This window comes from Neorhizobium sp. T25_13, assembly GCF_002968675.1.
Taxonomy (GTDB): domain Bacteria; phylum Pseudomonadota; class Alphaproteobacteria; order Rhizobiales; family Rhizobiaceae; genus Neorhizobium; species Neorhizobium tomejilense.
The window spans coordinates 1-21464 of the sequence record NZ_PVBI01000018.1; the positions used below are offsets into that span (position 1 = coordinate 1).

At 62.4% G+C, this 21464-nt stretch carries 23 protein-coding genes; 12 read left to right on the forward strand and 11 right to left on the reverse strand.

From position 1 onward, the window contains the following. A partial coding sequence (locus C5J22_RS27705) for a cyclase family protein (protein ID WP_105440876.1) occupies positions 1-616 on the reverse strand: 616 nt, incomplete at its 3' end. Between the two features lie 458 nt (positions 617-1074). Here C5J22_RS27705 and C5J22_RS27710 point away from each other — a divergent pair. After that, on the forward strand, positions 1075-1590 hold the full coding sequence (locus tag C5J22_RS27710; protein WP_105440877.1) for a MarR family winged helix-turn-helix transcriptional regulator: 516 nt from the start codon (positions 1075-1077) through the stop codon (positions 1588-1590). Between the two features lie 15 nt (positions 1591-1605). Here the strand turns inward: C5J22_RS27710 and C5J22_RS27715 are convergent, their stop codons facing one another. After that, positions 1606-2280, reverse strand: a complete 675-nt coding sequence (locus C5J22_RS27715; RefSeq protein ID WP_105425739.1) for an amino acid ABC transporter permease — start codon at positions 2278-2280, stop codon at positions 1606-1608. A gap of 76 nt (positions 2281-2356) precedes the next feature. Further along, positions 2357-3154: an ABC transporter substrate-binding protein gene (locus C5J22_RS27720; RefSeq protein WP_105440919.1), complete on the reverse strand. Its 798-nt coding sequence runs from the start codon at positions 3152-3154 to the stop codon at positions 2357-2359. A 375-nt stretch (positions 3155-3529) separates the two neighbouring features. Between C5J22_RS27720 and C5J22_RS27725 the strand changes: the two genes are divergently transcribed. Next, positions 3530-4234 (forward strand): hypothetical protein, encoded by a 705-nt coding sequence (locus tag C5J22_RS27725; RefSeq protein WP_105440878.1) that lies wholly within the window; start codon positions 3530-3532, stop codon positions 4232-4234. A gap of 25 nt (positions 4235-4259) precedes the next feature. Here the strand turns inward: C5J22_RS27725 and C5J22_RS27730 are convergent, their stop codons facing one another. The 5 genes from C5J22_RS27730 to C5J22_RS31400 form a co-directional block, all read right to left on the reverse strand. Further along, positions 4260-6137: an ABC transporter ATP-binding protein gene (locus C5J22_RS27730; RefSeq protein ID WP_105440879.1), complete on the reverse strand. Its 1878-nt coding sequence runs from the start codon at positions 6135-6137 to the stop codon at positions 4260-4262. A gap of 1 nt (position 6138) precedes the next feature. Beyond that, positions 6139-7014, reverse strand: coding sequence for an ABC transporter permease (locus C5J22_RS27735; protein ID WP_105403771.1), 876 nt, complete (start codon positions 7012-7014; stop codon positions 6139-6141). A gap of 1 nt (position 7015) precedes the next feature. Beyond that, positions 7016-8032 (reverse strand): ABC transporter permease, encoded by a 1017-nt coding sequence (locus tag C5J22_RS27740; protein ID WP_105440920.1) that lies wholly within the window; start codon positions 8030-8032, stop codon positions 7016-7018. Positions 8033-8108: 76 nt separating this feature from the next. Further along, positions 8109-9644 carry an ABC transporter substrate-binding protein gene (locus tag C5J22_RS27745; protein WP_105440880.1) on the reverse strand — a complete coding sequence of 512 codons (1536 nt, stop codon included), beginning with the start codon at positions 9642-9644 and terminating at the stop codon, positions 8109-8111. A gap of 171 nt (positions 9645-9815) precedes the next feature. Beyond that, positions 9816-10049, reverse strand: coding sequence for a hypothetical protein (locus tag C5J22_RS31400; protein WP_172746800.1), 234 nt, complete (start codon positions 10047-10049; stop codon positions 9816-9818). On the opposite strand from C5J22_RS31400, the gene C5J22_RS27750 reads away from it, so the two are divergent. The 6 genes from C5J22_RS27750 to C5J22_RS27775 all read left to right on the forward strand — a co-directional run bounded on the left by C5J22_RS27750 (position 10048) and on the right by C5J22_RS27775 (position 15804). Beyond that, positions 10048-10476, forward strand: coding sequence for a hypothetical protein (locus C5J22_RS27750; protein WP_105440881.1), 429 nt, complete (start codon positions 10048-10050; stop codon positions 10474-10476). The genes C5J22_RS31400 and C5J22_RS27750 overlap by 2 nt on opposite strands. 10 nt (positions 10477-10486) lie before the next feature. Next, a complete protein-coding gene (locus C5J22_RS27755; RefSeq protein WP_105440882.1) occupies positions 10487-12100 on the forward strand; it encodes an AMP-binding protein in 1614 nt (537 codons plus the stop codon). A gap of 71 nt (positions 12101-12171) precedes the next feature. Continuing rightward, positions 12172-12597, forward strand: a complete 426-nt coding sequence (locus C5J22_RS27760) for an organic hydroperoxide resistance protein (RefSeq protein WP_105440883.1) — start codon at positions 12172-12174, stop codon at positions 12595-12597. Continuing rightward, positions 12597-13772 (forward strand): thiolase family protein, encoded by a 1176-nt coding sequence (locus tag C5J22_RS27765; protein WP_105440884.1) that lies wholly within the window; start codon positions 12597-12599, stop codon positions 13770-13772. Before C5J22_RS27760 ends, C5J22_RS27765 begins: the two co-directional genes overlap by 1 nt. Then, on the forward strand, positions 13772-15016 hold the full coding sequence (locus C5J22_RS27770; RefSeq protein WP_105440885.1) for an SDR family NAD(P)-dependent oxidoreductase: 1245 nt from the start codon (positions 13772-13774) through the stop codon (positions 15014-15016). The genes C5J22_RS27765 and C5J22_RS27770 overlap by 1 nt, the downstream gene beginning before the upstream one ends. Continuing rightward, positions 15013-15804, forward strand: coding sequence for a cyclase family protein (locus tag C5J22_RS27775; RefSeq protein WP_105440886.1), 792 nt, complete (start codon positions 15013-15015; stop codon positions 15802-15804). The genes C5J22_RS27770 and C5J22_RS27775 overlap by 4 nt, the downstream gene beginning before the upstream one ends. On the opposite strand, the gene C5J22_RS27780 is transcribed toward C5J22_RS27775, so the two are convergent. Beyond that, on the reverse strand, positions 15783-16325 hold the full coding sequence (locus C5J22_RS27780) for a winged helix DNA-binding protein (RefSeq protein WP_051903914.1): 543 nt from the start codon (positions 16323-16325) through the stop codon (positions 15783-15785). The two genes, C5J22_RS27775 and C5J22_RS27780, sit on opposite strands and share 22 nt — an antisense overlap. Positions 16326-16423: 98 nt before the next feature. Here C5J22_RS27780 and C5J22_RS27785 point away from each other — a divergent pair, with 98 nt between their 5' ends. Next, positions 16424-17230 (forward strand): aspartate/glutamate racemase family protein, encoded by an 807-nt coding sequence (locus C5J22_RS27785; protein WP_105440887.1) that lies wholly within the window; start codon positions 16424-16426, stop codon positions 17228-17230. A gap of 6 nt (positions 17231-17236) precedes the next feature. Here the strand turns inward: C5J22_RS27785 and C5J22_RS27790 are convergent, their stop codons facing one another. Both C5J22_RS27790 and C5J22_RS27795 read right to left on the reverse strand, forming a co-directional pair. Then, entirely contained in the window at positions 17237-18163 is a 927-nt protein-coding gene (locus C5J22_RS27790; RefSeq protein ID WP_105440888.1) for an NADP-dependent oxidoreductase, read from the reverse strand. Positions 18164-18191: 28 nt separating this feature from the next. Then, positions 18192-18947: an HpcH/HpaI aldolase/citrate lyase family protein gene (locus C5J22_RS27795; protein WP_105440889.1), complete on the reverse strand. Its 756-nt coding sequence runs from the start codon at positions 18945-18947 to the stop codon at positions 18192-18194. A gap of 197 nt (positions 18948-19144) precedes the next feature. Between C5J22_RS27795 and C5J22_RS27800 the strand changes: the two genes are divergently transcribed. From C5J22_RS27800 to C5J22_RS27810, 3 genes are read left to right on the forward strand one after another with little or no spacing between them, the layout of a single operon-like run. Beyond that, the gene (locus C5J22_RS27800) at positions 19145-19852 is read left to right on the forward strand and encodes a GntR family transcriptional regulator (protein ID WP_105440890.1); all 708 of its coding nucleotides are present in this window, start codon (positions 19145-19147) and stop codon (positions 19850-19852) included. Then, positions 19849-20943, forward strand: a complete 1095-nt coding sequence (locus C5J22_RS27805) for an LLM class flavin-dependent oxidoreductase (protein WP_105440891.1) — start codon at positions 19849-19851, stop codon at positions 20941-20943. The genes C5J22_RS27800 and C5J22_RS27805 overlap by 4 nt, the downstream gene beginning before the upstream one ends. Continuing rightward, a complete protein-coding gene (locus C5J22_RS27810; protein ID WP_105440892.1) occupies positions 20940-21449 on the forward strand; it encodes a flavin reductase in 510 nt (169 codons plus the stop codon). Before C5J22_RS27805 ends, C5J22_RS27810 begins: the two co-directional genes overlap by 4 nt. Positions 21450-21464 lie beyond the last annotated feature (15 nt).

Consider the following 21464-nt stretch of genomic DNA (forward strand, 5'->3'; position numbering starts at 1 on the left):
GGTTCATGCCGCCGGCCGAACCGGCATCGGTGCCGATGGTTTCCTGGCCCCAGCCGATAATGTCCTTCGAAATCAGGTATTGGATCGCTTCGGCGGTCGGGCCGGGAGAGTGCGGGCCGTTCTCGTCGGCATTCAGGAAGGTGTCGGTCGAGCCGTTGCGCTTGTACCAGTCGGAGCGCATCAGCACCCAGCTGCCGGCCTCGATCGCGCCATGCTCGGCTTCCCATTCCTTGATGCTGTCGACGGTGAGCAGATAATCCGGGTTTTCGGCGGCTTCCCTGGAACGGTCGATGACATTGACCGGCGCCACGAAATTCTGCGGCGGGATGGTGTCGGTCGTGTTGTTCGGTTTGTCCTTGCCGGTGATCCAATGACAGGGCGCGTCGAAATGGGTGCCGGTGTGTTCGCCGAGCTCCAGCCAGTTCCAGGCCCAGAACGGCCCGTCCTCGTTGTATTCGGAGATCGTATGGACGGCGACCTTGGGCGTGTTCTTGCCGAACTGCGGTGGCAGGTAGAGAACGGGGGTATCCGGCCCGAGCGGCGCCGTCAGGTCCACGACCTTGACCGAGCCGGAGAGAAGAGCGGAAGCGAGACTGGTGAGCGTGCTGGAAGACATGGTGCCGGGTTCCCCTTGAATGACCGGTTTCGTTAAGCCGGGCAGCAGCCGGTTTTCCTCTCCGGATGCCGCTAACCGATGAGGGAGCCTATTGCAGAAAATATGAGGATGCAAGCAATCGGGTGGGGCTGCGTCGAGCAAATTTCCGTGGCGCATTCTCGATCAAAAACCGCAAGTTTCCATAGGAAGCAGCTTGTTTCTGACTTCATTGAGGGCAAGTTCTAGCGGCGGCTCGTCTGTCGGTAAATTGCCCGTCCTTGCGGCTCTCTTCGAAAATATATGCATATGGATGAATAATGGGAGCGAGTGAGGACGCCTTTTGATGCGGCGATGATCGGGGGCGGTGATAAAAGGCTTGCGAGCGGCATCCGTCAGCGGGGCGATCGCAGCCTGCAAACCTTTGACATTTCAAATATCTGCTTCTAGACGGTGGGTCGGTGACAGAGGCAACATTCGGAATGGCAGAAGCGGAAGCGATCGACGTCGATCTGGAGATCATCGTCCAGGGCGCCCACGGGCGGTCGAAGCCCGAGCTGCGCCTGTGGCTGCGGATGCTGTCGACGACCAAGCTGATCAGCCAGGAAATCCGCCGCCGGCTGCGTGCCGAGTTCGGCGCGACCCTGCCGCAGTTCGACCTGATGGCGCAGCTTTATCGCGAGAAGGACGGGCTTCGCCTCGGCGAGCTCTCCAAGCGCACCATGGTCACCAATGGCAATGTCACCGGGCTCGTCGAAAGGCTGGAAGCGGACGGCTACGTCCAGCGGGTGACGCCGCAGGGCGACCGGCGCGTGACGGTCGCAAAACTCACCGACGCGGGTGCGACACTGTTTGCGGCGATGGCCGCGGCGCATGAAGGCTGGCTGCAGGACATGATGGCGGATATCGACCCGCATGCTGTAGCTGCGCTCTGGTCGGAGATCGGCACGGTCAAGACCTCCGCCAGCAACCACCTCTCCGGCGCCGCCTTCGAATAGGCCTCGCCGCCAGCGTCAGCGCTTCTTTTCCTTGTTGAACCTCTGTTCGAGAAGATTAACCAGCCGCACCATCGGCCAGAGGAAGGCGATGTAGATCAGCGCAGCCCCGATCAGCGGCGTCGGGTTGGCATAGAGCGCCTGCGCGTCCGTCGCCTCCTTGAGGAGCTCCGGAAGCGCGACTGTGGAGGCGAGCGACGTATCCTTGAACATCGAGACGCAGTTGTTGGTCATCGGCGGTATGACGATGCGGATCGCCTGCGGCAGCACGACCTTGCGCAGCGTGACGAAGAAGGGCAGGCCAAGGGCCGCCGCTGCCTCGAACTGGCCGCGCGGAATGCCCTCGATGCCGGAGCGGAAAATCTCCGCCGAATAGGCTGCCATGACGATCGAGAAGGCAAGGCCTGCGGATGTCCAGGAGGACAGGCGGATGCCGACGAATGGCAGCGCGTAGTAGATCAGGATCAGCACCACCAGCATCGGCGCCGCGCGGAAGATGTCGATGTAAAAAACCGTCAGATATCGCACCGGCTTCGGTCCGTAGAGGCGCAGGAGCGCGATCACTAGGCCGATCGGAATGCCGATGCCGATGCCCGCCACGCCGAGCAGGAAGGTGTTGATCAGTCCGCGCAGCAGCGCCGGAAACGCGTCGCCGAGAACCTCGAGGTTGAAGAATGTGTCGAGGAGGGTCATTTCCTGGTGCCTCTAAGCTCACGAAAAAGCCGGCCGTCGCCGGCCGGCATGATTGGGTGCGATATCGGTAGCCGGCTCAGGGCTTCGGCAGCGGCTGTTCGACGGCGGAGGCGGAACCGGCGGCCGGATCCGAGCCGAACCACTTCTTGTGGATTGCGGCCAGCGTGCCATCCTTCTTCATCGCGGTGATCGCGTCGTTCGCCTTGGCAAGCAGCGGGTGATCCTTGGTCATCATCAGGCCGTATTGTTCGCCGGTCTTGATGCGCACCTTCACGGCAAGATCCTTCATCTTGAGGAAGGCGTATTCCATGCCCGGGACGTCGCTGACGGCCACGTCGGCACGGCCGGAGGAGAGATCCATCAGCAGATCCTGCTGGGCATTGTAGCTCTTGATGTCGGTGATACCGTATTTTTCCTTGTTGTCCTTGGCCCACTTGTCGCCCGTGGAGCCGGCCAGGACGCCGACCACCTTGCCCTTCAGGTCTTCGACCTTGGATACGGTCGCTTCCTTGCGGGTGGCGATGCCCATGTCGGCGTCATAATAGGCCTGCGTGAAGGACTGGCTGCCGAGACGCTCCTTGGTGATGGTGATCGAGGAGATCGCCACATCGATGCGCTTCGAGGAGGTGGCGGCGAACAGAGCCTGGAAGCCGAGGTCGGAAATCTCGACCGTCATGCCGAGGCGCTTGGCAACTTCGTTGACGATATCGACTTCGAAACCCTCGAAACTACCCGTCGCCGTCTTGTATTCGAAGGGCGGGTTGCTCGGATAGGAGCCAACGGCAAGCGCTGCGGCGGAGGCCAGACCGGCACTTGCGACGGACAGGGCAGCAGCACCCGCGAGGCCTAAAACGGCGCGGCGGAAAAGGCTCATGGTCATGATTGCGTTCCCTCTGTTTTGGTGACCGGCGGGCGTTTTTTCTGCCGGATCGGATGCGAAATTGTTCTTGATGGCCGGCAGGTGGAGCGACGAGACGCGAGCTCTCTCCCAAGAGCTGTCCGGCGGCGTCTCTATCCTCTTCAACGCGCGTGAGAGCGGATCGTGATCGAAAATCCAGCAAGATTCAAGCGGAAAGATTGAAGCTTAAATCATGTCGGGGAGGCTCATTTTGGTCAGGCAAACCTGCTTGAAAAATAGTTTAGGTCTAAACTTGTTTTTCGCCGCCGGCGGTTCGATAGTGGACCACCACCGGGGAACAGAGGCCGCCCGCAATCGTTGCGGTCCCATAGAAAGCCAGGAAGCCACGCCATGCGTTTTGCCTATTTTGCCTTTTTCGAGAATGTCGATGGAAGTCAGCTCGCCGTGAGCAAGGCGGACGTCGAGACCGTCGCTGAAATCATCAAGCTGACGCCCGGGCTGACTACCGCCAATCTCTACACGCCTGAAGTCACCAAGGACATGTACAACAAGGACGAGCAGTCGCCGATCTTCGGCATGCAGCTCTATTTCAACGAGCTGAGCGAGCTCGAGGATGCGATGGCGCCGGCCGGTCACCTGCACCAGCTTGCGGCATCCGGCGTGCTGTCGAGTATTCGCGGCGCCAGGGGCACGCAGCAGGCCATGTATGCGCGGCATTTTCCGGTCGACGACGCCAAGCTCGATATCGAAAAGAACGGCAATCCCTGTTCCTACGTGGTGCATTATACCGGTCCGGCCGAGGACCTGAACGTCTGGATGCACCACTATGTCAGCCATCACCCGCAGGTGATGCGCACCTTCCCCGGGATCCGCAAGATCGAGGTCCTGTCGCGGGTCGACTGGTGCGGTTTCCTTCCCTGGGAGCGGGTCAACCACATGCAGCGCAACCGGGTGATGTTCGACAGCCCGGCAGCACTGCAGGCGGCGCTGCAATCGCCGGCGCGCATCGCCATGCGCGAGGACTTCAAGACCTTCCCGCCCTTCGAAGGTGGCAATTCCCACTTCCCGATGGAGACTCAGATCGTCGTCCCGTAGAAAGGCTCGCCGGCTGAAGGCGAAGTCACTCGACCTGATAGCCGGCTTCCGCCAGCACCGGCGACCATTCGGCATTGACGTCGTCCGGGGGCACGGCGGCGAGCAGGCTGCGGGTATAGGCGTGCTGCGGATCGGCAAACACCGTTTCCGTTCGGCCGCTTTCCACCACCTCGCCGCGATACATGACCATCACCCGGTCGCAGAGATAACGAACGACCGAAAGGTCGTGGCTGATGAACAGCATCGAGAAGCCGTGTTCGTCGCGCAGTTTCAGCAGAAGGTCGAGAAGCTGTGCCTGAACCGAGACGTCGAGGCCGGAGACGATCTCGTCGGCGACGAGGATTTTCGGCAGGGTGCAGAGCGCACGGGCGATGTTGACGCGCTGCTTCTGACCGCCCGAAAGCTGTGAGGGGAAACGCATCGCCGCATCCGGCGGCAGGCCGATTTCTTTCAGCAGTTCGGCGGCGCGGTCCATGCGCTCGCGGGTGCTGTTGTGCAATCCGCTCGCCTCGTTCGCCTGGGTGACGATGCTGCCGATCCGCCGGCGCGGGTTGAGTGCCGATTGCGGGTCCTGGAAGACCATCTGGATATAGTCGCGGCGATAGACCCTGTCGGCATTGCCGTTTGCAGTGATGTCTCGGCCGGCGAGCGTGATCTTGCCATCGGTCGGCGTATCGAGGCCGACAACGAGGCGGGCGAGCGAACTCTTGCCGCTGCCGCTTTCGCCGACGATACCGACGAACTCACCCTCGCCGAGCGAAAAATCGACGCTGTTGACCGCCTTGAAGCTGCTGCGCTTGGCGAACGGGCTCCAGGCGGTGGTGTAGGCCTTGGTGAGCTTCTCGCCGTTGAGATGGATATTGGCCGAGGCGATCTCGCGGCCGGGCGCCAGCGGCGGCGGCACGATGTCCGGCGTCTTTTCGGTGCGGATGCAGGCGGCGATATGGTTCGGGCCGATATCGGCCAGCGGCGGTTCGGCCCGGGTGCAGGCCTCGATCGCGTTCGGACAGCGCGAGGCGAAACGGCAACCCTTCAGCTCCTTCAGCACCCGCAGGCCCGGCATCCGTTCGGGGAGGATGAAGAGGCCGCGGCGCGGGCCTGTGATCGTCGGATTGGCAAGCTGCAGGCAGCGCGTATAGGGATGCGCCGGGGACGAGAAAAGCTGCTTTGCCGGGCCGCGCTCGGCCGGCCGGCCGGCATAGAGCACCATGATCTCGTCGCTGATCTGCGAGGCGAGGCGCAGGTCGTGGGTGATGAAGATCACCGCCGTGCCGTCGCGCTTCTGCATTTCGGCGATCAGCTTGACGATGCGGGCCTGGATCGTCACGTCGAGCGCCGTGGTCGGTTCGTCGGCGATCAAGAGACGCGGGCGGCTGGCAAAGGCCATGGCGATCAGAATGCGCTGGCACATGCCGCCGGAAAGCTGGTGCGGATATTTTTCGAGCAGCGCCGCGCCATGCGGCAGATGTACGGATTCGAACTCCTTCAGCGCCCGCTCGCGCCAGTTCTCACCGGGGGCAAGGCCTATCCGCAGAAGGTGTTCCTTGATCTGCTGGCCGACCGTCAGGACCGGGTTGAGCCCGGAAAGCGGCTCCTGCGGGATGAAAGCGATGTCGCGGCCGAGCAGGCTGCGGCGGCGTTCCGGCAACATGCTTACCAGGTCCTCGCCATCGAAGGCGAGCGTGCCCTTGGTGACCGCAAAACCCTTCGGCAGATATTGCGAGATGGTGCGGCCGATCATCGACTTGCCGGCACCGGATTCGCCGACCAGGCCGAGGATCTTGCCGGGCTCCAGCGAGAAGTTGAGGTCGGTGAGGACGGGGAAGTTTTCCTTGGCGCCTACCGATTCGACGCAGAGATTTTGCGCGGAAAGAATGGGATTTTTGGGCGAGGGAATGGCCATGTCAGGTGCGCTCCGTCTGGGTCAGGCGCGTGTCGAGGGTGCGGCGCAGGCCGTCGCCCAGGATATTGAAGCCGAAGACCGCGAAGAAGATCGCGAAGATCGGCGCGATCAGGTTGAACGGCGCCTCGTAGATGTTCTGGCGCGCATCGGCGATCATCTGCCCCCAGGCCGCCGTCTCCGAGCCGACGCTCATGCCGACGAAGGAGAGGATCGCCTCGACAATGATGGCGACGCCCATTTCGAGGCTCATCAGTGTGATGAGCAGGGGTAGAGTACCGGGCAGGATTTCGCGGGTGATGGTGCGCCAGTGCGAGAAGCCTATGAGCTGCGCGGCCGAGACGTAGTCCCGCCGGCGCAGGACGATGACTTCGCTTCGCAGCACGCGACAGAAGCGGGTCCAGTCGACCAGGATGATGGCGAGTACGACGTTGCGCAGCCCGGTGCCGAGGCCGACCATCAGGATGAGCGACAGAATGACCGGCGGAAAGGAGAGCCAGATCTCGACGATGCGGCCGATCACCCAATCGACCCAGCCACCGAAATAACCGGCGACATGGGCGAAGAAGGCGCCGATGATCATCGCGCCGATCGAGGCTGTAAACGCCACGGTGAGCGCCACGCGGGCGCCAAAAATCAGGCGCGACAGGACGCAGCGGCCGAGGCTGTCGGTGCCGAGCGGAAACATCGCATCGCCGCCATCGGCCCAGACCGGCGGGGTCAGGATCGACAGCAGGTTCTGCTCGTTCGGATCGTTGGGTGCCAGGTAGGGCGCAAAGATCGCGCAGACGGCCAGAATGAATATGATGACGAGGCCCGTCTGGACGCGGCCGGATTTCAGCCAGAGCGGAAGCGGTCGCCCCTTCGCATATCGTAGCATGTCAACGCACCCTCAGTTTCGGGTTGAGGATCAGGTAGAGGCTGTCGACCACGATGCTGATCACCAGAACGGCGACGCAATAGGTGAGCCCCGCGCCCTGGATGATCGGCAGGTCGGCGTTGCGGATCGCATCGACCATCAGGTTGCCCATGCCCGGATAGGAATAGATGATCTCGACCAGCAGGGTGCCGCCGAACAGGAAGCCGAACTGCACGCCCATCAGGCTCAGCGTCGGCAGGATGGCGTTTTTCAGGCCGTGGCGGATCAGGATGCGCTTTTCGGAAAGGCCGCGAAGCCTGGCCTGCTGGATGTAGTCGTCCTGGTAGGCATCGAGCAGGCTCGAGCGCAGCACGCGCATGAGAGACGGAGACAGGGCGATGCCGAGTGCGAGGCACGGCAGGATCATGTGTTGGAGCGCATTGAGGAAGGTCGGGATATTGCCGGTGATCAGGCTGTCGAGCAGCAGGAAGCCGGTGACCAGCGGGCGCTCGAAGCCGGGGCTGAGACGGCCGGTGAAGGGCAAGACTTCGAAAAAGACGCCGAATATCAGGAGCAGGAACAGGCTCCAGAGGAATTCCGGAAGCGAGAGCAGCAGGATGGAAACAAAATCCATCACCGCTTCGGCGCGGGTGCCGCGCACGTAGAACAGGAAGAGGCCGCCCGCGAGGCCGAAGACGGTGGCGACCATCATGGCGATGACGGCAAGCTCGATGGTGGCAGGCAATGTCGAACCGATCAGGCTCGTCACATCCTGGCGGAAATGGATGGAGCGGCCGATATCGCCGTGGAAGAGCTTGTTCAGCCAGATGCCATATTGCTGATAGAGCGGCAGGTTGAGCCCCATTTCCGCGCGCATGGCCTCGACTTCCTGGACCGTCGCATTGGGCGGCAGGGACATGGCGGCCGGATCGACCGGCAGGATGCGCAGGATGCAGAAGAGAAGCGCGGAAACAAGCAGCAGGATCGGTATCGCAGTGAGAACACGCTTTACCAAGAGCTTGGCAATGGTCGCAAACATGCGCATGCCCCGTATGACGACGTGAAGGAATGGGTCCGGGCGTACCCGGACCCCTGGATGGCGAGGTCAGCCGGTATCAGGACCAGGACATGGTACTGCCCAGGACCCAGGCATTGCCGTACTTGACGTAGTTCAGGCTCTTCTTGCGCACCAGCGTCTGGACGCTCTGAAGGATCGGGATGTTGGCGCCGGTCTCGACAGCTTCCTGTGCGACGGCCTTGTAGCCGGCGATGCGCTTCTCGTAGACCGGCTCGACAAACAGTTTCAGGATCTTGTCGCCGATCTCCGGACCCTTCCAGGCGCCGAACGGCATTTTCGGGTTCATCAGATAACCGGAGAAGATCTCCGGGTCGCCGGTGGCGTTGTCGAAGCTGTAGAGCGTCGCTTCCGGCAGCTGGCCGCCGCGGTTCAGTTCGAAATATTTGGAATATTCGATCTGCTGCAGTTCGACCTTCAGGCCGACCTTCTGCCACATCTGCACCAGCGCCCGGGCGATATCGAAATCGCTCGGGAACTGGCCGTTGGTGGCGGCAAGTGTGAAAGTCGCCGGCTTGTCGGCCGTGTAACCCGCATCGGCCAAAAGCTTCTTCGACAGTTCCGGATCGTAGGCGAACTTGTAGTCCGGCAGGTAGCCCGGCGTGCCGGGCGTGGCCGGTACGGAGAGCGGTACTGCCGCACCGCCGTAAAAGGCCTTGGAGAGCGCTGCCTTGTCGATCGCGTGATGGGCTGCAAGGCGGACGGCCATGTCCGTAAATCCCTTGTCATTGCGCATCTGCAAAAGGATCAGGCGGGTGAACGGGTTGATTTCGGCGGTCAGGCCTTCGGTCTTGCCGAGGCGCTCGGCTTCACGCACCGGAATATTGACGGTCAAGTCCACCTGGCCGGACTGGATGGCCGCAGTGCGCGCCGACGGGTCCTTGATGATGTCGATGGTGACGCGCTTGATCTTCGGCTTGGTGCCGAAATAGGCGTCGTTGCGCTCCAGCACGATGCGGGAATTCATCTGGTAGTCGACGAGCTTGTAGGGTCCGGTGCCGACCGGCTTCTTGGCGAATTCCTCCGGGCCGACGGATTCGATATACTTCTTCGGCACCAGATAGCTGCCGAGAAAAGCCAGCCACTGCGGCGCGGTCGGCGTCGGGGCGGAGAACTTCATGACGCCGGATGTCGGCGACAGGATTTCGATGTCGGTCAGCGTGCGCCAGGAATTGGCGATGTCGAGTTTCAGGCCGGACTTGATGCGATCGACGAAGGTATATTTGAAGTCCTCCATCGTCATCGGATCGCCGTTGTGGAACTTCACGTCGCTGCGGATCTCGAACGGCATCGAAAGACCGTCCGGCTTCAGGTCCCATTTGGTGATGAGGTTGCCGATGAGCTTCAGGTCTGGCGACTGATCGAGCGGCTGGTCGAAGACCATCTTGAAGAGCGGCTGCGCATCCGGGACGAAGCGCAGGTTCGGGTCCCAGGACGGCACGTCGGACGGCCAGCCGATGGTGACGCTGTCGGTATCTGCAGCGAAGGCGAAGCTGGCCTGCGAGAGCACGGAGCCGCTGACCGCGGCAAGGCCGAGCATCTGCAGGAGATTTCTGCGGTCGATTTCAAAAGTCATGACGATCCCTCTGGTTTGCCCGTCGATCGCGACCGACGGACCTGCGGCGGTTGGTGAAACGCAAGCCTGCAATCCTGCCAGGGGCTCCGGTTTTTTCTTCTGACCCGCTTTTTGCGGTTGTCCCCTTAACAATTGAGGGGATCGTAGAACGAGGTATAAATTACTTCAAGCCTAAAATTTCCGATCGACAGAAATTGAGAAACCTGTCGACTTCTGCGTGTAGAAGGCCGGAAATGCCGGGTTTTTCTCAGCCTGCAGGTTGAGAACGTGATGAGCGGCGATCGCCAAAGCGGCAGCCGGAGGCAGAGGACATAAAAATCCGTTGACGTTCTTTCCAATTATTTTATGCTTAAAATGTCTTTTAGGAAAATGACGCCTCGATGCGACTGAAAGAGGGACGCTCATGATCGATCCGCATTGTCATTCCAGCAGCATCATGGTGGAGCGCCCGGCGGCGGTCGCGTTCGAGCTGATGTCGGACGGGTTGAAACAGGGCCAGTGGGCGTGGGGCAGCCTCAACCGAACAGAGGTCGAGCCTGGTCTCTTCGTCGGCACCTCGACCTTTACGGGAAAGCAGACATTCGTGCGGCTCCATGTCGACCGCGACCGCTTCCAGGTGGATTACGAAGTCGGCGCGGCCAAGGACGTCATGCAGTTCCGCAATATGTCTCGCGTCATCCCCGGCGAACTCCTGCGGATGGGGCCGGACAGGTGCGTGGTGACGCTGCTGACATGGCGGCTGGAGACGCAGACGGATGCGGAATGGGTCCAGTTCGGCACGATCCACGAGGCCGAGATGTTCCTGATCAAGGGTATCCTGGAACGGTCATAAGGACAGAGCCATGCATTCTCCCTATCTCCTATTCGAGAACCAGGCGCTGAAGAACCCGGATGCGCCGATGCTGATCGCGCCGGCCAGTGCCAAGCTGCCTTATGCGCCCGAGGGCTTTCGCTACAGCTACGGGGACGTTTTCGCCCGTGTCGGCCTTCTGAAGCAGAAGTTCGCGGCGGCGGGATATGGGATCGGGGGCCGCGTCGCCCTCCTTCTCGAAAACCGCCCGGAATTCTTCGACTACTGGCTGGCGCTGAACGCGATCGGCGCCTCGATCGTGCCGATCAATCCCGACCTGCGCCGCGACGAGCTGCTCTTCCAGCTCGACATGGCCGAGGCTCCATTGCTGGTCGTCATCCGCGAGCGGCTGGACGATCTGCGGGACATCTCGCCAGGCAAGGTGACGGTGATCGCTGCCGGCGACGATATTCCGCCTTCGCCGGAAACGCGCGAGGCACGGCCCGGCGGCCCGGATGCCGAATGCGCGCTGCTGTTCACCTCCGGCAGCACCGGCAAGCCCAAGGGCTGCATCCTTTCGAACATCTATTTCATCGGCATCGCCGAATGGTACACCACGCAGGGCGGCATCGCCGAAATGGGCGAGGGAGCCGAAGTGGCGCTGACGCCGTTGCCGATGTTCCACATGAACGCGCTCGGCTGCACGGCGGTCGGCATGATCATGAAGGGCGGCGCGATCGTGCCGCTCGACCGGTTCCATTCGAGCAGCTGGTGGGCGTCGATCGCCGATTCCGGCGCGACGATCATTCATTGCCTCGGTGTCATCCCGGCGATCCTGCTGCAGCTCCCGGCCATCGAAGCGGAGCGGGCGCACAAGGTGAAGTTTGCCCTGGGGCCGGGCGTCGATGCCCGTCACAAGATCGAGTTCGAGGCGCGCTACGGCATCCCGATCGTCGAAGCCTGGGCGATGACCGAAACCGGCGGCCGGGCCGTGACCACCACGGCGGCGGACGATTATACGCCAGGCCTGCGCTGCATCGGGCGGCCGCGTGCCGGCATGGATTTTCGGATCGTCGACGATGCGGGGAATGATGCGCTGCTCGGCAAGCCCGGCGAACTGCTGGTGCGCGCCGAGGGCGAAAACCCGCGCGACGGTTTCTTCAGCGGCTACCTGAAGGATGAAAGGGCGACCGAGGAGGCCTGGGAGGGTGGCTGGTTTCATACCGGCGACGTCGTTTATGCCGACGAGGAGGGGCTTCTTTATTTCTTCGACCGCAAGAAGAGCATCGTGCGGCGCAGCGGCGAGAACATCGCCGTGCTGGAAGTGGAAGCGGCCCTTGCCAAGGATCCGGCAGTCAAGGCATCCGCGGTGACGCCGGTGCCAGACGACCTGCGCGGCGAGGAAGTTTTTGCCTTCATCGTTGAAAGCGAGACCGCCGGAGCGGGCGAGCCGGCCGAAAAGGCGAAGCGGATCATCGAGGCCGCCGGTGCTCATATCGCCTATCACAAACTTCCTGGCTACGTGGTCTTCGTCGACAGGCTGCCGGTGAGCTCGACCCAGAAGCTGCAGCGCGGCGAGATCAAGACGATGGCGGCAAAGGCGGTCGAGGACGGTTCGGCGATCGACCTCAGGACGCTGAAGGCATCGATCCGCAAGGCCGGATGAATTTCCCCCACGGGTTTCATCTTTCGTGTTATATCATAAATCACAGCTTAAATCACGCTATGGAGGCATGCATGACCCCGGAAAAGATCCTCTATGAGACCTCGGTTACCGCTCACGGCGGCCGGGAAGGAAAGGCGCAGAGCGCCGACGGCAGTTTCGCGGTCAATCTGTCGGTGCCGAAAGGGCTCGGCGGCCCAGGGGGTGAGGGGACCAATCCGGAGCAGCTTTTCGCCGCCGGTTACGCGGCATGCTTCCTCGGTGCGGTGAAACTCGTGGCCCGAACCAGCAAGATCGCGCTGCCGGACGACGTCTCGATCACCGCCAAGGTCGGCATCGGCCCGGTACCGGTCGGCTACGCGCTGGCGGTCGAGTTGGTGGCGTCCTTGCCCGGCATCGAGCGCGCGGTCGCGGAAGAGATCGTCGCCGGTGCGCATCAGCGCTGCCCCTATTCCAATGCGACGCGTGGCAATGTCGACGTCAAACTGACGGTAGCCTGATGGTCTTGTCCCGGGCGCGGCAATCCTACGACGGCGTGGTTCTGGCGGTACCGGTGACGGTGTCCTACCAGCGCTATTCCATCGAGACCGCGCATTGGTGGATGGGCAAGGCGCTCAGGGCACTGGCGGAGGGAGCCGGCATCAGCCACCGGGATTTCGATGGCTTTTCGGTCGCGAGCTTCACGATGGGGCCGGATGTCGCAGTCGGTCTCACCCAGCATTTCGGGCTGTCGCCGCGCCACATCGACCACGTGCCGATGGGTGGTGCTGCGGGCATCGTCTCGCTGCGCCGGGCGGCGCGGGCGGTGCAGGCAGGCGACGCGGATATCGTCGCCTGTGTGGCGGCCGACACCAATCAGGTCGATACGTTCCGCAAGACACTCGCCAACTTCTCCCGCTTTGCGCAGGATGCTTCCTATCCTTATGGCGCCGGTGGCCCCAATGCTAGTTTCGCGCTGATCGCACGCCACTATATGGATCGCTACGGTGCAACGCGGGAAGACTTCGGCAAGCTTTGCGTCGCCCAGCGCGACAACGCGCTCAGAAACCCGGATGCGCTGATGAAAAAGCCGCTGACGCTGGAGCAATATATGTCGGCCCGGCCGATCGCCGAGCCGTTCCATCTGTTCGATTGCGTCATGCCCTGCGCCGGTGCGGAAGCCTTTCTGGTTATGCGCGAGGAGACGGCCATGTCGCTCGGGCTTCCGTTCGTCCGGCTGCTGTCGGCTATCGAGCGGCACAACGCGTTTGCCGAGGATCCGGTGCAGGTGCGCGGCGGCTGGGTGGTCGATCGCGATGAACTTTACGGCATGGCAGGTTCGAAGCCGGACGACATGGATTTTGTCCAGACCTACGACGATTATGCGGTGATCTCGATGATGCAGTTCGAGGATCTGGGTTTCTGCACAAAGGGCGAGGGACCGGACTTCGTGCGGCAGAATACGTTCACCATCGATGGATCCTTTCCGCACAACACGTCCGGCGGCCAGCTTTCGGTCGGCCAGGCGGGGGCCGCGGGCGGGCATCTCGGGCTTACCGAAGCAATGCGCCAGCTTTTGGGGACAGCGGAGGGAAGGCAGGTCGAGGATGCGAAACTCGGGCTGGTTTCAGGTTTCGGCATGATCAACTACGACCGCGGGCTCGCTTCTGCGGCCGCCATTCTGGCGAGGGCGTGATGACGGAACCTTTCCTCAAGCCGAGGCGAAAGAACCCGCTCGCCCGCACCACTCAGCCGCTGCTGCCTCCCTCGGCCCGCAGCCGCAAGGCGCACGGGCTGACGCTTGCCGCATCGGTTGGACGGTTCATGCTGCAATGCTGCGGCGAATGCGGCCGCTACACCTATCCGCCACGCGACGCCTGCCCGAACTGCCTTTCGTCCGACCTGACATTCAAGGATGCGCCGACCGGTGGTTCGCTGCTGTCGGAAACGCGGATCGAGGTCACTAGCGATCCCTATTTCCGCGAGCACCTGCCGTGGCGCACCGGACTGGTTCAGCTCGATTGCGGGCCGATTGTCGTCGTGCATCTGCATGGCGATTGCGGCGGGCCCGGTAGCCGGCTCAAGTTGTCCCTGCAGCTGGACCGGGCCGGACAGGCCGTGTTCTTTGCCAAGCCCGTTTCGGAGACGCCCCACATGGAAGACGATCCTCAATGGCGCGAGATGACCGCCGACCCAAAGCACCGTCGCGTCTTGATCACCGACGGGCGCAGCCCGCTTGCATTGCCGTTGGCGCAGGCGCTCGGGAAAGCCGGAGCGGCCAGGATTTTTGTGGGCGTGACAGATCGCTGGAAACCTTTCGACCAGCAGGCGTCGCTGGAGGCGATCGAAGGCGTCGAAATCGTCGATCTGGATCTGACCAGCGAACGTTCCGTGCAGGAGCTGGCGATGGACATCGGCGCCAAGGTGGAGATCCTGATCAACACCGCCGATCACGTCCGGCCGGCGCATCTCTTCCATACGGGCGCAGCCAATATAGCGCGCGAGGCGATGGATCATACCGTGATGGGACTGATGCGCCTTGCCCAGGCCTTTGGGCCGGTGATGCGCTCCCGCGGCGTCGACGGTGCGGCTGGGGCCGTTGCCTGGGTCAACGTGCTCTCGGTTCACGGGCTCAGCAATGCGCCGCAGTTCGGCGTCCACTCCGCCGCGCATGCAGCCTGTGTGTCGCTGTCGCAATGGCTGCGCACCGAGCTCAGGCCGGGCGGTATCCGGGTCGTCAACGCGTTCACCGGGCCGCTCGATACGGAATGGTTCCAGACGGTGCCGCCGCCGAAGGTGGCGACAAAGGCTCTGGCCGACGCTGTTCTCGACGGATTGAGGCGTGGATTGGAAGACATTTACGTCGGTGACGTCGCCAAGGATATCGAAGCGCGGCTCTTCGACAATCCGAAAGCCGTCGAGCGGGAGGCTGGTCAATGAGCGGCGATATTCTGGGCAAATTCGCCGGAGCATTGGCGAGCGGTGCGGTGCGCGTCGTCGACCTCACCCATACCCTGTCTCCGGATTTTCCGGTCATCGTCATGCCGCCGGAACTCGGGCAATCCGCGCCGTTTCGGATGGAGCGGATTTCGCGCTACGACGGCGGCGGGCCGGCCTGGTATTGGAACAATCTCTCCTTCGGCGAACATACCGGCACGCATTTCGATGCGCCGATCCATTGGTATACGGGCCGCGACTTGCCGCTCAATTCCGTCGATACGCTGCCGCCGGCCGACATGATCGCGCCGGCCTGCGTGATCGATTGCTCGGCTGCGGCGGCCGAGGATGCGGATTTCCTGCTGACGGTTGCCGATGTCGTGAAGTGGGAAGAACAGCACTGCCGCATTCCGGCACGATCCTGGGCCTTCCTGCGCACGGACTGGTCGAAGAAGTCAGGTGCTGCCTATGCCAATCTGCAGGCAGATGGCGCCCATACGCCTGGACCGAATGCGGAGGTGATGCGCTTTCTGGTCGAGGAGCGTGGCATCATCGGCTTCGGCACCGAGACGATCGGCACGGACGCCGGCCAGGCGGGGCATTTCTCGCCGCCCTATCCGGCGCACCACTACCTTCACGGCGCCGGCCGCTACGGGCTGCAATGCCTCACCAATCTCGACCAGCTGCCGCCGACGGGTGCAATGGTCGTTGCGGCGCCGCTCAAAATTCAGAACGGTTCGGGTAGCCCCTTGCGCGTTCTGGCGCTCGTTCAGGAGCGCTCCACCAGATGAGATCCGCTCGCCACCCGCCGGGCGGCGGTGTCGTAGAAGCTCGTCAGCAATTCCAGCATTTCGGTCGCCTCGCCGAGCCCCTGTTCCGCGTGATCCATCTTCTGGATCAGCGAGACGAGAAGCTGCCGGCGCAGAGCCCGATAATCCTGGGTGAGCTTGGTGCCCTTGCGGGTCGGCGTGTAGAGCGTGTCCTTGCGCGACCGGCCTTTGACCCGCTCGATGAGCTGCAGCGTCTGCAGCTTCTTGATGGCATATTGAATGTTGGCGGTGTCGTCGCGGCCAAGCAGGCGGGAAATCTCGCCGAGCCCTTTCGGCTTGTTGCGATAACGGATCGTGTGCAGGATGGCGGTGTCGAGGCCGCTCAGGCCCGCGCCGGCAAGCTCGCTTGAACTTTCCGACTGCCACCGCAGGAAGGCAGCGGAAATTCGCCAGAGCGACCATTCGAACTCGGTCAGCGCTGCTTCCGACATCTCGACGGTCGTATCGCTCAGCGGGTTTTCAGGCGTGGTCGACACAGTCATGCGGCTCTCCGGGCGGTTTCTGTGCCCGGAGTAAAGCCTTAAATTGGGGTTTTGACGAGTGCGAATCGCACCCGGAAAATGAACGGAACGAGGGGAACATGCGCATCTTCTGGCAGAGCTTCATCGATGCCACCGCAAGCGCCGCCTACATGACGCGGCTCTCGGACTATCTGAACAGCATTGCCGAACCGGGCACGACAGTCGACGTCTTCGGGATCAGCCCGCCGGACCGGCATTTCGGGCGGCTGGCGGAGTTCCGCTGCGCGGCGATCGCCATCGACAACGGGCTGGAGGCGGCAAGCCGCGGATATGACGCCGTCGTCATCGGCCATTTTCAGGATCCCGGCCTCTACGAACTCAAGTCGGCACTCACCATTCCGGTGATCGGTGCCGGCGAGGTCTGCATGCATTATGCGGCACGGCTCGGGCGGCGCATGGCGCTGGTGACCCTCGATGACGTGTTCCAGACCTGGCATTACGAGCAGGCCGATCTCTACGGCCTCGGCGGTCGGGTGAAGCATGTCGCGGGCATGAACTGTGAACCTTCGGATTTCAGCGCTGCCTTTGCGGGCGACGACGAAGCACGGCGGCGGATGCTTGAAAACTTCACCGCCTGCGCCGAGCCGCTGGTGCGCGATGGCGCTGATGTCGTGGTGCCAGCGGGTGTATTGCCGGGCCTGCTGGTTGGCGGCGAATACGGGTTCAAGGTGCTGCATGCGCCGGTCGTCAATACCGCGGCGGTGGCGCTGAAGAGCGCCGAGATGGACGTGCGGCTGCAGAAGATCAGCGGCATCGAGGTGAGCCGCGGGTCGTTCTGCTCGCTCGCCAACGCGCATGCTATCGAGGATTTCCGGACTTTCGTCGCCAACGGCCGTCAGGCGCCGCTGTTTCCGAGCGGCACTTAAGAAACGTCACATCGTCAGCATCAGGCGCCCGCGCGAGATGGCGCCCTTTTCCATCAGACGATGGGCTTCGGCTGCCTCCGACAAGGGCATGGTGCGGGCCACCTGGGGCTTGAGTAGGCCTGCGCCGGCGAGGCCCATCATCGCTTCAAGCGCCAACTTGTCATCGGTGATCATTGCGCGGGTTACCTTGACGCCGAATTCCTCACCCCGGTCCCTGATCGGGTCGGCGACCAACCAGACCATGTGACCGCCCTTTTTCAGTACCTTGTAGGACTTGTCGTGGACTTCGCCGCCCATCAGCTCGAAGACGATGTCCTGGTCGGTGAGGAGCTCGGAAAAGTCCTGCTCGTCATAGGCGACGACGCGGTCAGCGCCGAGGCCGAGGACATAATCGCGGTTGGTCGAGCGGCAGGTGGCGGTGACATGGGCGCCGAGATGGTGGCAGAGTTGGACCAGCAATCCGCCGACCGCACCGGAACCGGAATGCACGAGAACCTTGTCGCCGGATTTGACTTCGGCAGTCCGCACCGCGATCCAGGTGCTCAGGCCGGCATTGGCGAGCGCCACCGCATCGACGGTCGAGAGACTGTCGGGGATTTTGACAGCATGCTCTTCATCGACGGCGATCATTTCCGCATACCCGCCCTGGGCGAAAACTCCGGCCATGACCGCGGCCCGGTCTCCTACCTTGAATTCCGTGACGCTGTCGCCGACGGAAATCACCGTGCCGCCGCCGTCGCGTCCGGGCACGCTCGGCATCGGCAGGGTGAAATGGTTTTGCAGATGCCCGGCGCGGAGCTTCCAGTCGAAAGGCGTGACGCTGGCGGCCTCGAGCTTCACCAGGATCTGGCCCGGTCCGGCGACCGGATCGGGCAGGTCGACATAGTGCATCACATCGGCCGGGCCATGTTCGCTGTACTGGATGGCTTTCACGTCGTCACTCCTGGAAAATCGATACGGCTTATGCGGAGCGCGCGGCGGCGACGTCGGCAGCGATGCCGGCCCCGAGAAACCTCGTATCGCTTGAGAGCAGATAGAAGCTGATGCCGGCTTCCGACCATTTTCCGATATCATCGGCGGAGGGGCGGAAAATGCCGACGGCCTTGCCCGCCTTGCGGGCGGCCTTGGTGATCTTGAGAATGGCCGCATCTAGCTTCTCGGCTCCATCCGGCCCTATCGCGCCGATCGAGACGGAGAGGTCACCGGGGCCGATGAAGACCACGTCGACGCCCTCGACGGCGACGATGTCCTCGACATTGGCCAGCCCTTCGGCGGTCTCGACCTGGATTGCGAGGACGAGGCTTTCATTCGCCGATTTCAGATAGTCGGGAATGCGGTAGCCGTAGCCCGCGGCACGTCCCGGGCCGACGCCGCGTTCGCCGATCGGCGGATAGCGGGTCGCCAGAACAGCGGCCTTGGCCTGGGCGGCGGTCGAGACCCGCGGCACCAGCACGCCGGCAGCTCCGGCGTCGAGCACGCTGGCTATCGATTCCGGGGCGTGGCCCGGAACGCGCACCATGGCGGGCACGCGATGGACATCCGAGGCACGGACGAGGTTTTCGATCAGCTCACGGCCGATCTGGGCGTGCTCGGCGTCGATGCAGATGAAGTCGAGGCCGCTCGCAGCAGTCACCTCGATTGCGACCGGATGCGGGATCGCCGCGAATGTGCCGATGACGCGCTCATGACCAATACATTTCCTGCGGAAGTCGCTCATCGGGATGCCTTGTGAAGTCTGCTGCAACAACGGCTTTTGAACTACGTCAAATTAAAATTTAAGCCTAAAATTCCTGGAGCTGCAAGCGAATTAAACCGTATACTGAAAATGACATTAATTGAGGCTTTGATGGGAAATGGAAGAAAATTCCCTTGATGTGCGACAGAATCAGTATACGGTTTTCGTAGGAGAATACGATGTTGAAACCGAGCGACAATCTGGTGGATGCGATCTATGCCGATCTGCGGCTGAAGCTGCAGCGGAGTGCCGTTTCGCCGACCGATCGCCTGGTGGATACCGAAATCGCCAATGCCCACGGCATTTCCCGCATGCCGGCGCGCGAGGCGCTGCTTCGGCTGGTTTCCGAAGGTTATCTGGTCGGCACGACGCGCGGCTTTGCCGTGCGGGAATTGTCGCTGGACGACATTTCCGGGCTTTTCGAGGTGCGCCGCCAGCTCGAGCCGCGGGCCGCCGCCTGTGCCGCCCGCGACATGACGCCCGAGATCGAGACGGAGATCACGGCGGCGATGAACCGGGTGGAATTGGCGCTGAGCCAAAGCGATATTCCAGCCCTGCTGGCGGCCAATGTCGATTTCCGCAATGCGTGGCTGAGGGCGGTCAACAATCCGCATATGGCGGCGACGATTTCCCGCTTCATCGATTATTTCCAGTCGGTGCGGCTCGGCACGTTCGCCGATCCGGCTACGGCCGGCCTTTATATCGATGGCCTTTCCCGCATTCATGCGGCTTTTCTCGCGCATGATCCGCTGATGGTCCAGGACCGCATGACGCTTTTCATGTTCGCGGCGGAGGAGGCCTACCTCTCCGTCCGGCGGCGCCAGTTGCAGGAGGCGGAGACCGCGCGTCCCGCCCGCAGAAGAATACAAAAGAGAGGAACAGCATGATCAAGCCGCATCCGCTGAAAGGCCCAAGCAGACTGAAACTCGGCGTCTTTTCGCCGAATGCGGACGGTGGGCTTGCGATCACCGACGTGCCGGAACGTTGGCAGGCCCGATGGGAAGACAATCTCAATGCCGTGCAGATCGCCGACCGCGGCGGGCTCGATTTTTTCCTGCCGATCGCCCGGTGGAAAGGTTTCGGCGGCAAGAACCGGGTGCGCGAATGGTCGTTCGAGACATTCACCTGGGCGGCCGGGCTTGCTTCCGTCACGGAGCGGATCGGGCTGTTCATGACCGTGCATGTGCCGCTTCTACATCCTCTTTATGCTGCAAAGGCGCTGGCCACCGTCGATCATATCAGCGGCGGCCGGGCGGGCCTCAATATCGTCTGCGGCTGGAACCCCAAGGAATTCGGCATGTTCGGCGTGCCGCTGGTTGAGAAGGGTTATGACCAGGCCGACGAATGGCTGGAGATCATGGAGCGGGCCTATACGTCGGACACCCCGTTCGATTACGACGGCACCTATTACAAGCTCAAGGACGTTGTCAGCCGGCCAGCCAGCCTGCAATCGCCGCGGCCGGTCACCATGAACGCTGCCTTCGGAGGCCCCGGCCGGGATTTCGCGGCCAAGAACTGCGAATACCTGTTCACGACATTCACGGAGATCTCCGAGGCCGGCAAACACGTGGAAGACATCAAAGCCCGCGCGGACAAGCTCGGGCGCGATGTCGGCGCCTATACGGTCTGCCACGTCGTCTGCCGTGAAACCCAGCAGGAGGCCGAGGATTATTACGAACGGTATGCGGTGACGATGGCCGATCACGCCGCGGTCGATGCGCATATGGCCGGCAAGAAGGAATTCACCCAGTCGCACGATAAAAATGCTTACGATCTTTATCGAAAGCGGTTTGCAGGCGGCGCTGGCGGTTATCCGCTGATCGGCACACCGGAAAAGATCGTCGAAGACATGATCGCGATCGCCGAACAGGGGTATTCCGGCATTGCCATGTCTTTCGTAAACTACACCTATGAGCTGCCTTTCTTCTGCGATCGCGTCATGCCTTTGTTGAGAAAAGCGGGGCTGAGGGTCGAATGACGATAAATATTCAAAGCGACGAGGTGGACGCGACGCGGCTCGCCTTTCGGGAAGGCATGGCGCAGCTGGCAGCGGCCGTGAACATCGTCACGACAGACGGGCCGGGTGGGCTTGCGGGCTTCACGGCGTCGGCTGTCTGCAGCGTGACGGACCGGCCGCCGACGCTGCTCGTCTGCCTCAACCGGTCGAGTTCGGTCGCCGGCATGTTCGAGAAAAATCGCGTGCTCTGCGTCAATACGCTGGGCGCCGGCCACGAGCCGATGTCGAGGCTGTTCGGCGGCTCGACGCCGCAGGATGACCGGTTTGCGGTGGGTGATTGGGTGCTCGCCGCGACGGGATCGCCGCGGCTGACCGATGCGGTCGTGTCGTTTGATTGCGAAGTGGAAAATGTAGTCGAGAGCGGCACGCATCACGTGCTGTTCTGCCGGGTGGTCGGGATCGCCCACGGCCCGGAGGACGAAGAGGCGCTCGTCTATTTCCGGCGCCGCTATCATCATCTCAAGTGAGCTGAAGCCTCCGCG

Excerpts from the sequence above, each read along its gene's own strand:
- C5J22_RS27745 (WP_105440880.1), bottom strand. The coding sequence starts at position 9,644 with ATGACTTTTGAAATCGACCGCAGAAATCTCCTGCAGATGCTCGGCCTT.
- C5J22_RS27810 (WP_105440892.1), top strand. The coding sequence starts at position 20,940 with ATGACGATAAATATTCAAAGCGACGAGGTGGACGCGACGCGGCTCGCC.
- C5J22_RS27720 (WP_105440919.1), bottom strand. The coding sequence starts at position 3,154 with ATGAGCCTTTTCCGCCGCGCCGTTTTAGGCCTCGCGGGTGCTGCTGCC.
- C5J22_RS27740 (WP_105440920.1), bottom strand. The coding sequence starts at position 8,032 with ATGTTTGCGACCATTGCCAAGCTCTTGGTAAAGCGTGTTCTCACTGCG.
- C5J22_RS27775 (WP_105440886.1), top strand. The coding sequence starts at position 15,013 with ATGAGCGGCGATATTCTGGGCAAATTCGCCGGAGCATTGGCGAGCGGT.
- C5J22_RS27770 (WP_105440885.1), top strand. The coding sequence starts at position 13,772 with ATGACGGAACCTTTCCTCAAGCCGAGGCGAAAGAACCCGCTCGCCCGC.
- C5J22_RS27765 (WP_105440884.1), top strand. The coding sequence starts at position 12,597 with ATGGTCTTGTCCCGGGCGCGGCAATCCTACGACGGCGTGGTTCTGGCG.
- C5J22_RS31400 (WP_172746800.1), bottom strand. The coding sequence starts at position 10,049 with ATGAGCGTCCCTCTTTCAGTCGCATCGAGGCGTCATTTTCCTAAAAGA.
- C5J22_RS27735 (WP_105403771.1), bottom strand. The coding sequence starts at position 7,014 with ATGCTACGATATGCGAAGGGGCGACCGCTTCCGCTCTGGCTGAAATCC.
- C5J22_RS27785 (WP_105440887.1), top strand. The coding sequence starts at position 16,424 with ATGCGCATCTTCTGGCAGAGCTTCATCGATGCCACCGCAAGCGCCGCC.
- C5J22_RS27730 (WP_105440879.1), bottom strand. The coding sequence starts at position 6,137 with ATGGCCATTCCCTCGCCCAAAAATCCCATTCTTTCCGCGCAAAATCTC.
- C5J22_RS27750 (WP_105440881.1), top strand. The coding sequence starts at position 10,048 with ATGATCGATCCGCATTGTCATTCCAGCAGCATCATGGTGGAGCGCCCG.
- C5J22_RS27800 (WP_105440890.1), top strand. The coding sequence starts at position 19,145 with ATGTTGAAACCGAGCGACAATCTGGTGGATGCGATCTATGCCGATCTG.
- C5J22_RS27805 (WP_105440891.1), top strand. The coding sequence starts at position 19,849 with ATGATCAAGCCGCATCCGCTGAAAGGCCCAAGCAGACTGAAACTCGGC.
- C5J22_RS27710 (WP_105440877.1), top strand. The coding sequence starts at position 1,075 with ATGGCAGAAGCGGAAGCGATCGACGTCGATCTGGAGATCATCGTCCAG.
- C5J22_RS27725 (WP_105440878.1), top strand. The coding sequence starts at position 3,530 with ATGCGTTTTGCCTATTTTGCCTTTTTCGAGAATGTCGATGGAAGTCAG.
- C5J22_RS27795 (WP_105440889.1), bottom strand. The coding sequence starts at position 18,947 with ATGAGCGACTTCCGCAGGAAATGTATTGGTCATGAGCGCGTCATCGGC.
- C5J22_RS27780 (WP_051903914.1), bottom strand. The coding sequence starts at position 16,325 with ATGACTGTGTCGACCACGCCTGAAAACCCGCTGAGCGATACGACCGTC.
- C5J22_RS27760 (WP_105440883.1), top strand. The coding sequence starts at position 12,172 with ATGACCCCGGAAAAGATCCTCTATGAGACCTCGGTTACCGCTCACGGC.
- C5J22_RS27715 (WP_105425739.1), bottom strand. The coding sequence starts at position 2,280 with ATGACCCTCCTCGACACATTCTTCAACCTCGAGGTTCTCGGCGACGCG.
- C5J22_RS27755 (WP_105440882.1), top strand. The coding sequence starts at position 10,487 with ATGCATTCTCCCTATCTCCTATTCGAGAACCAGGCGCTGAAGAACCCG.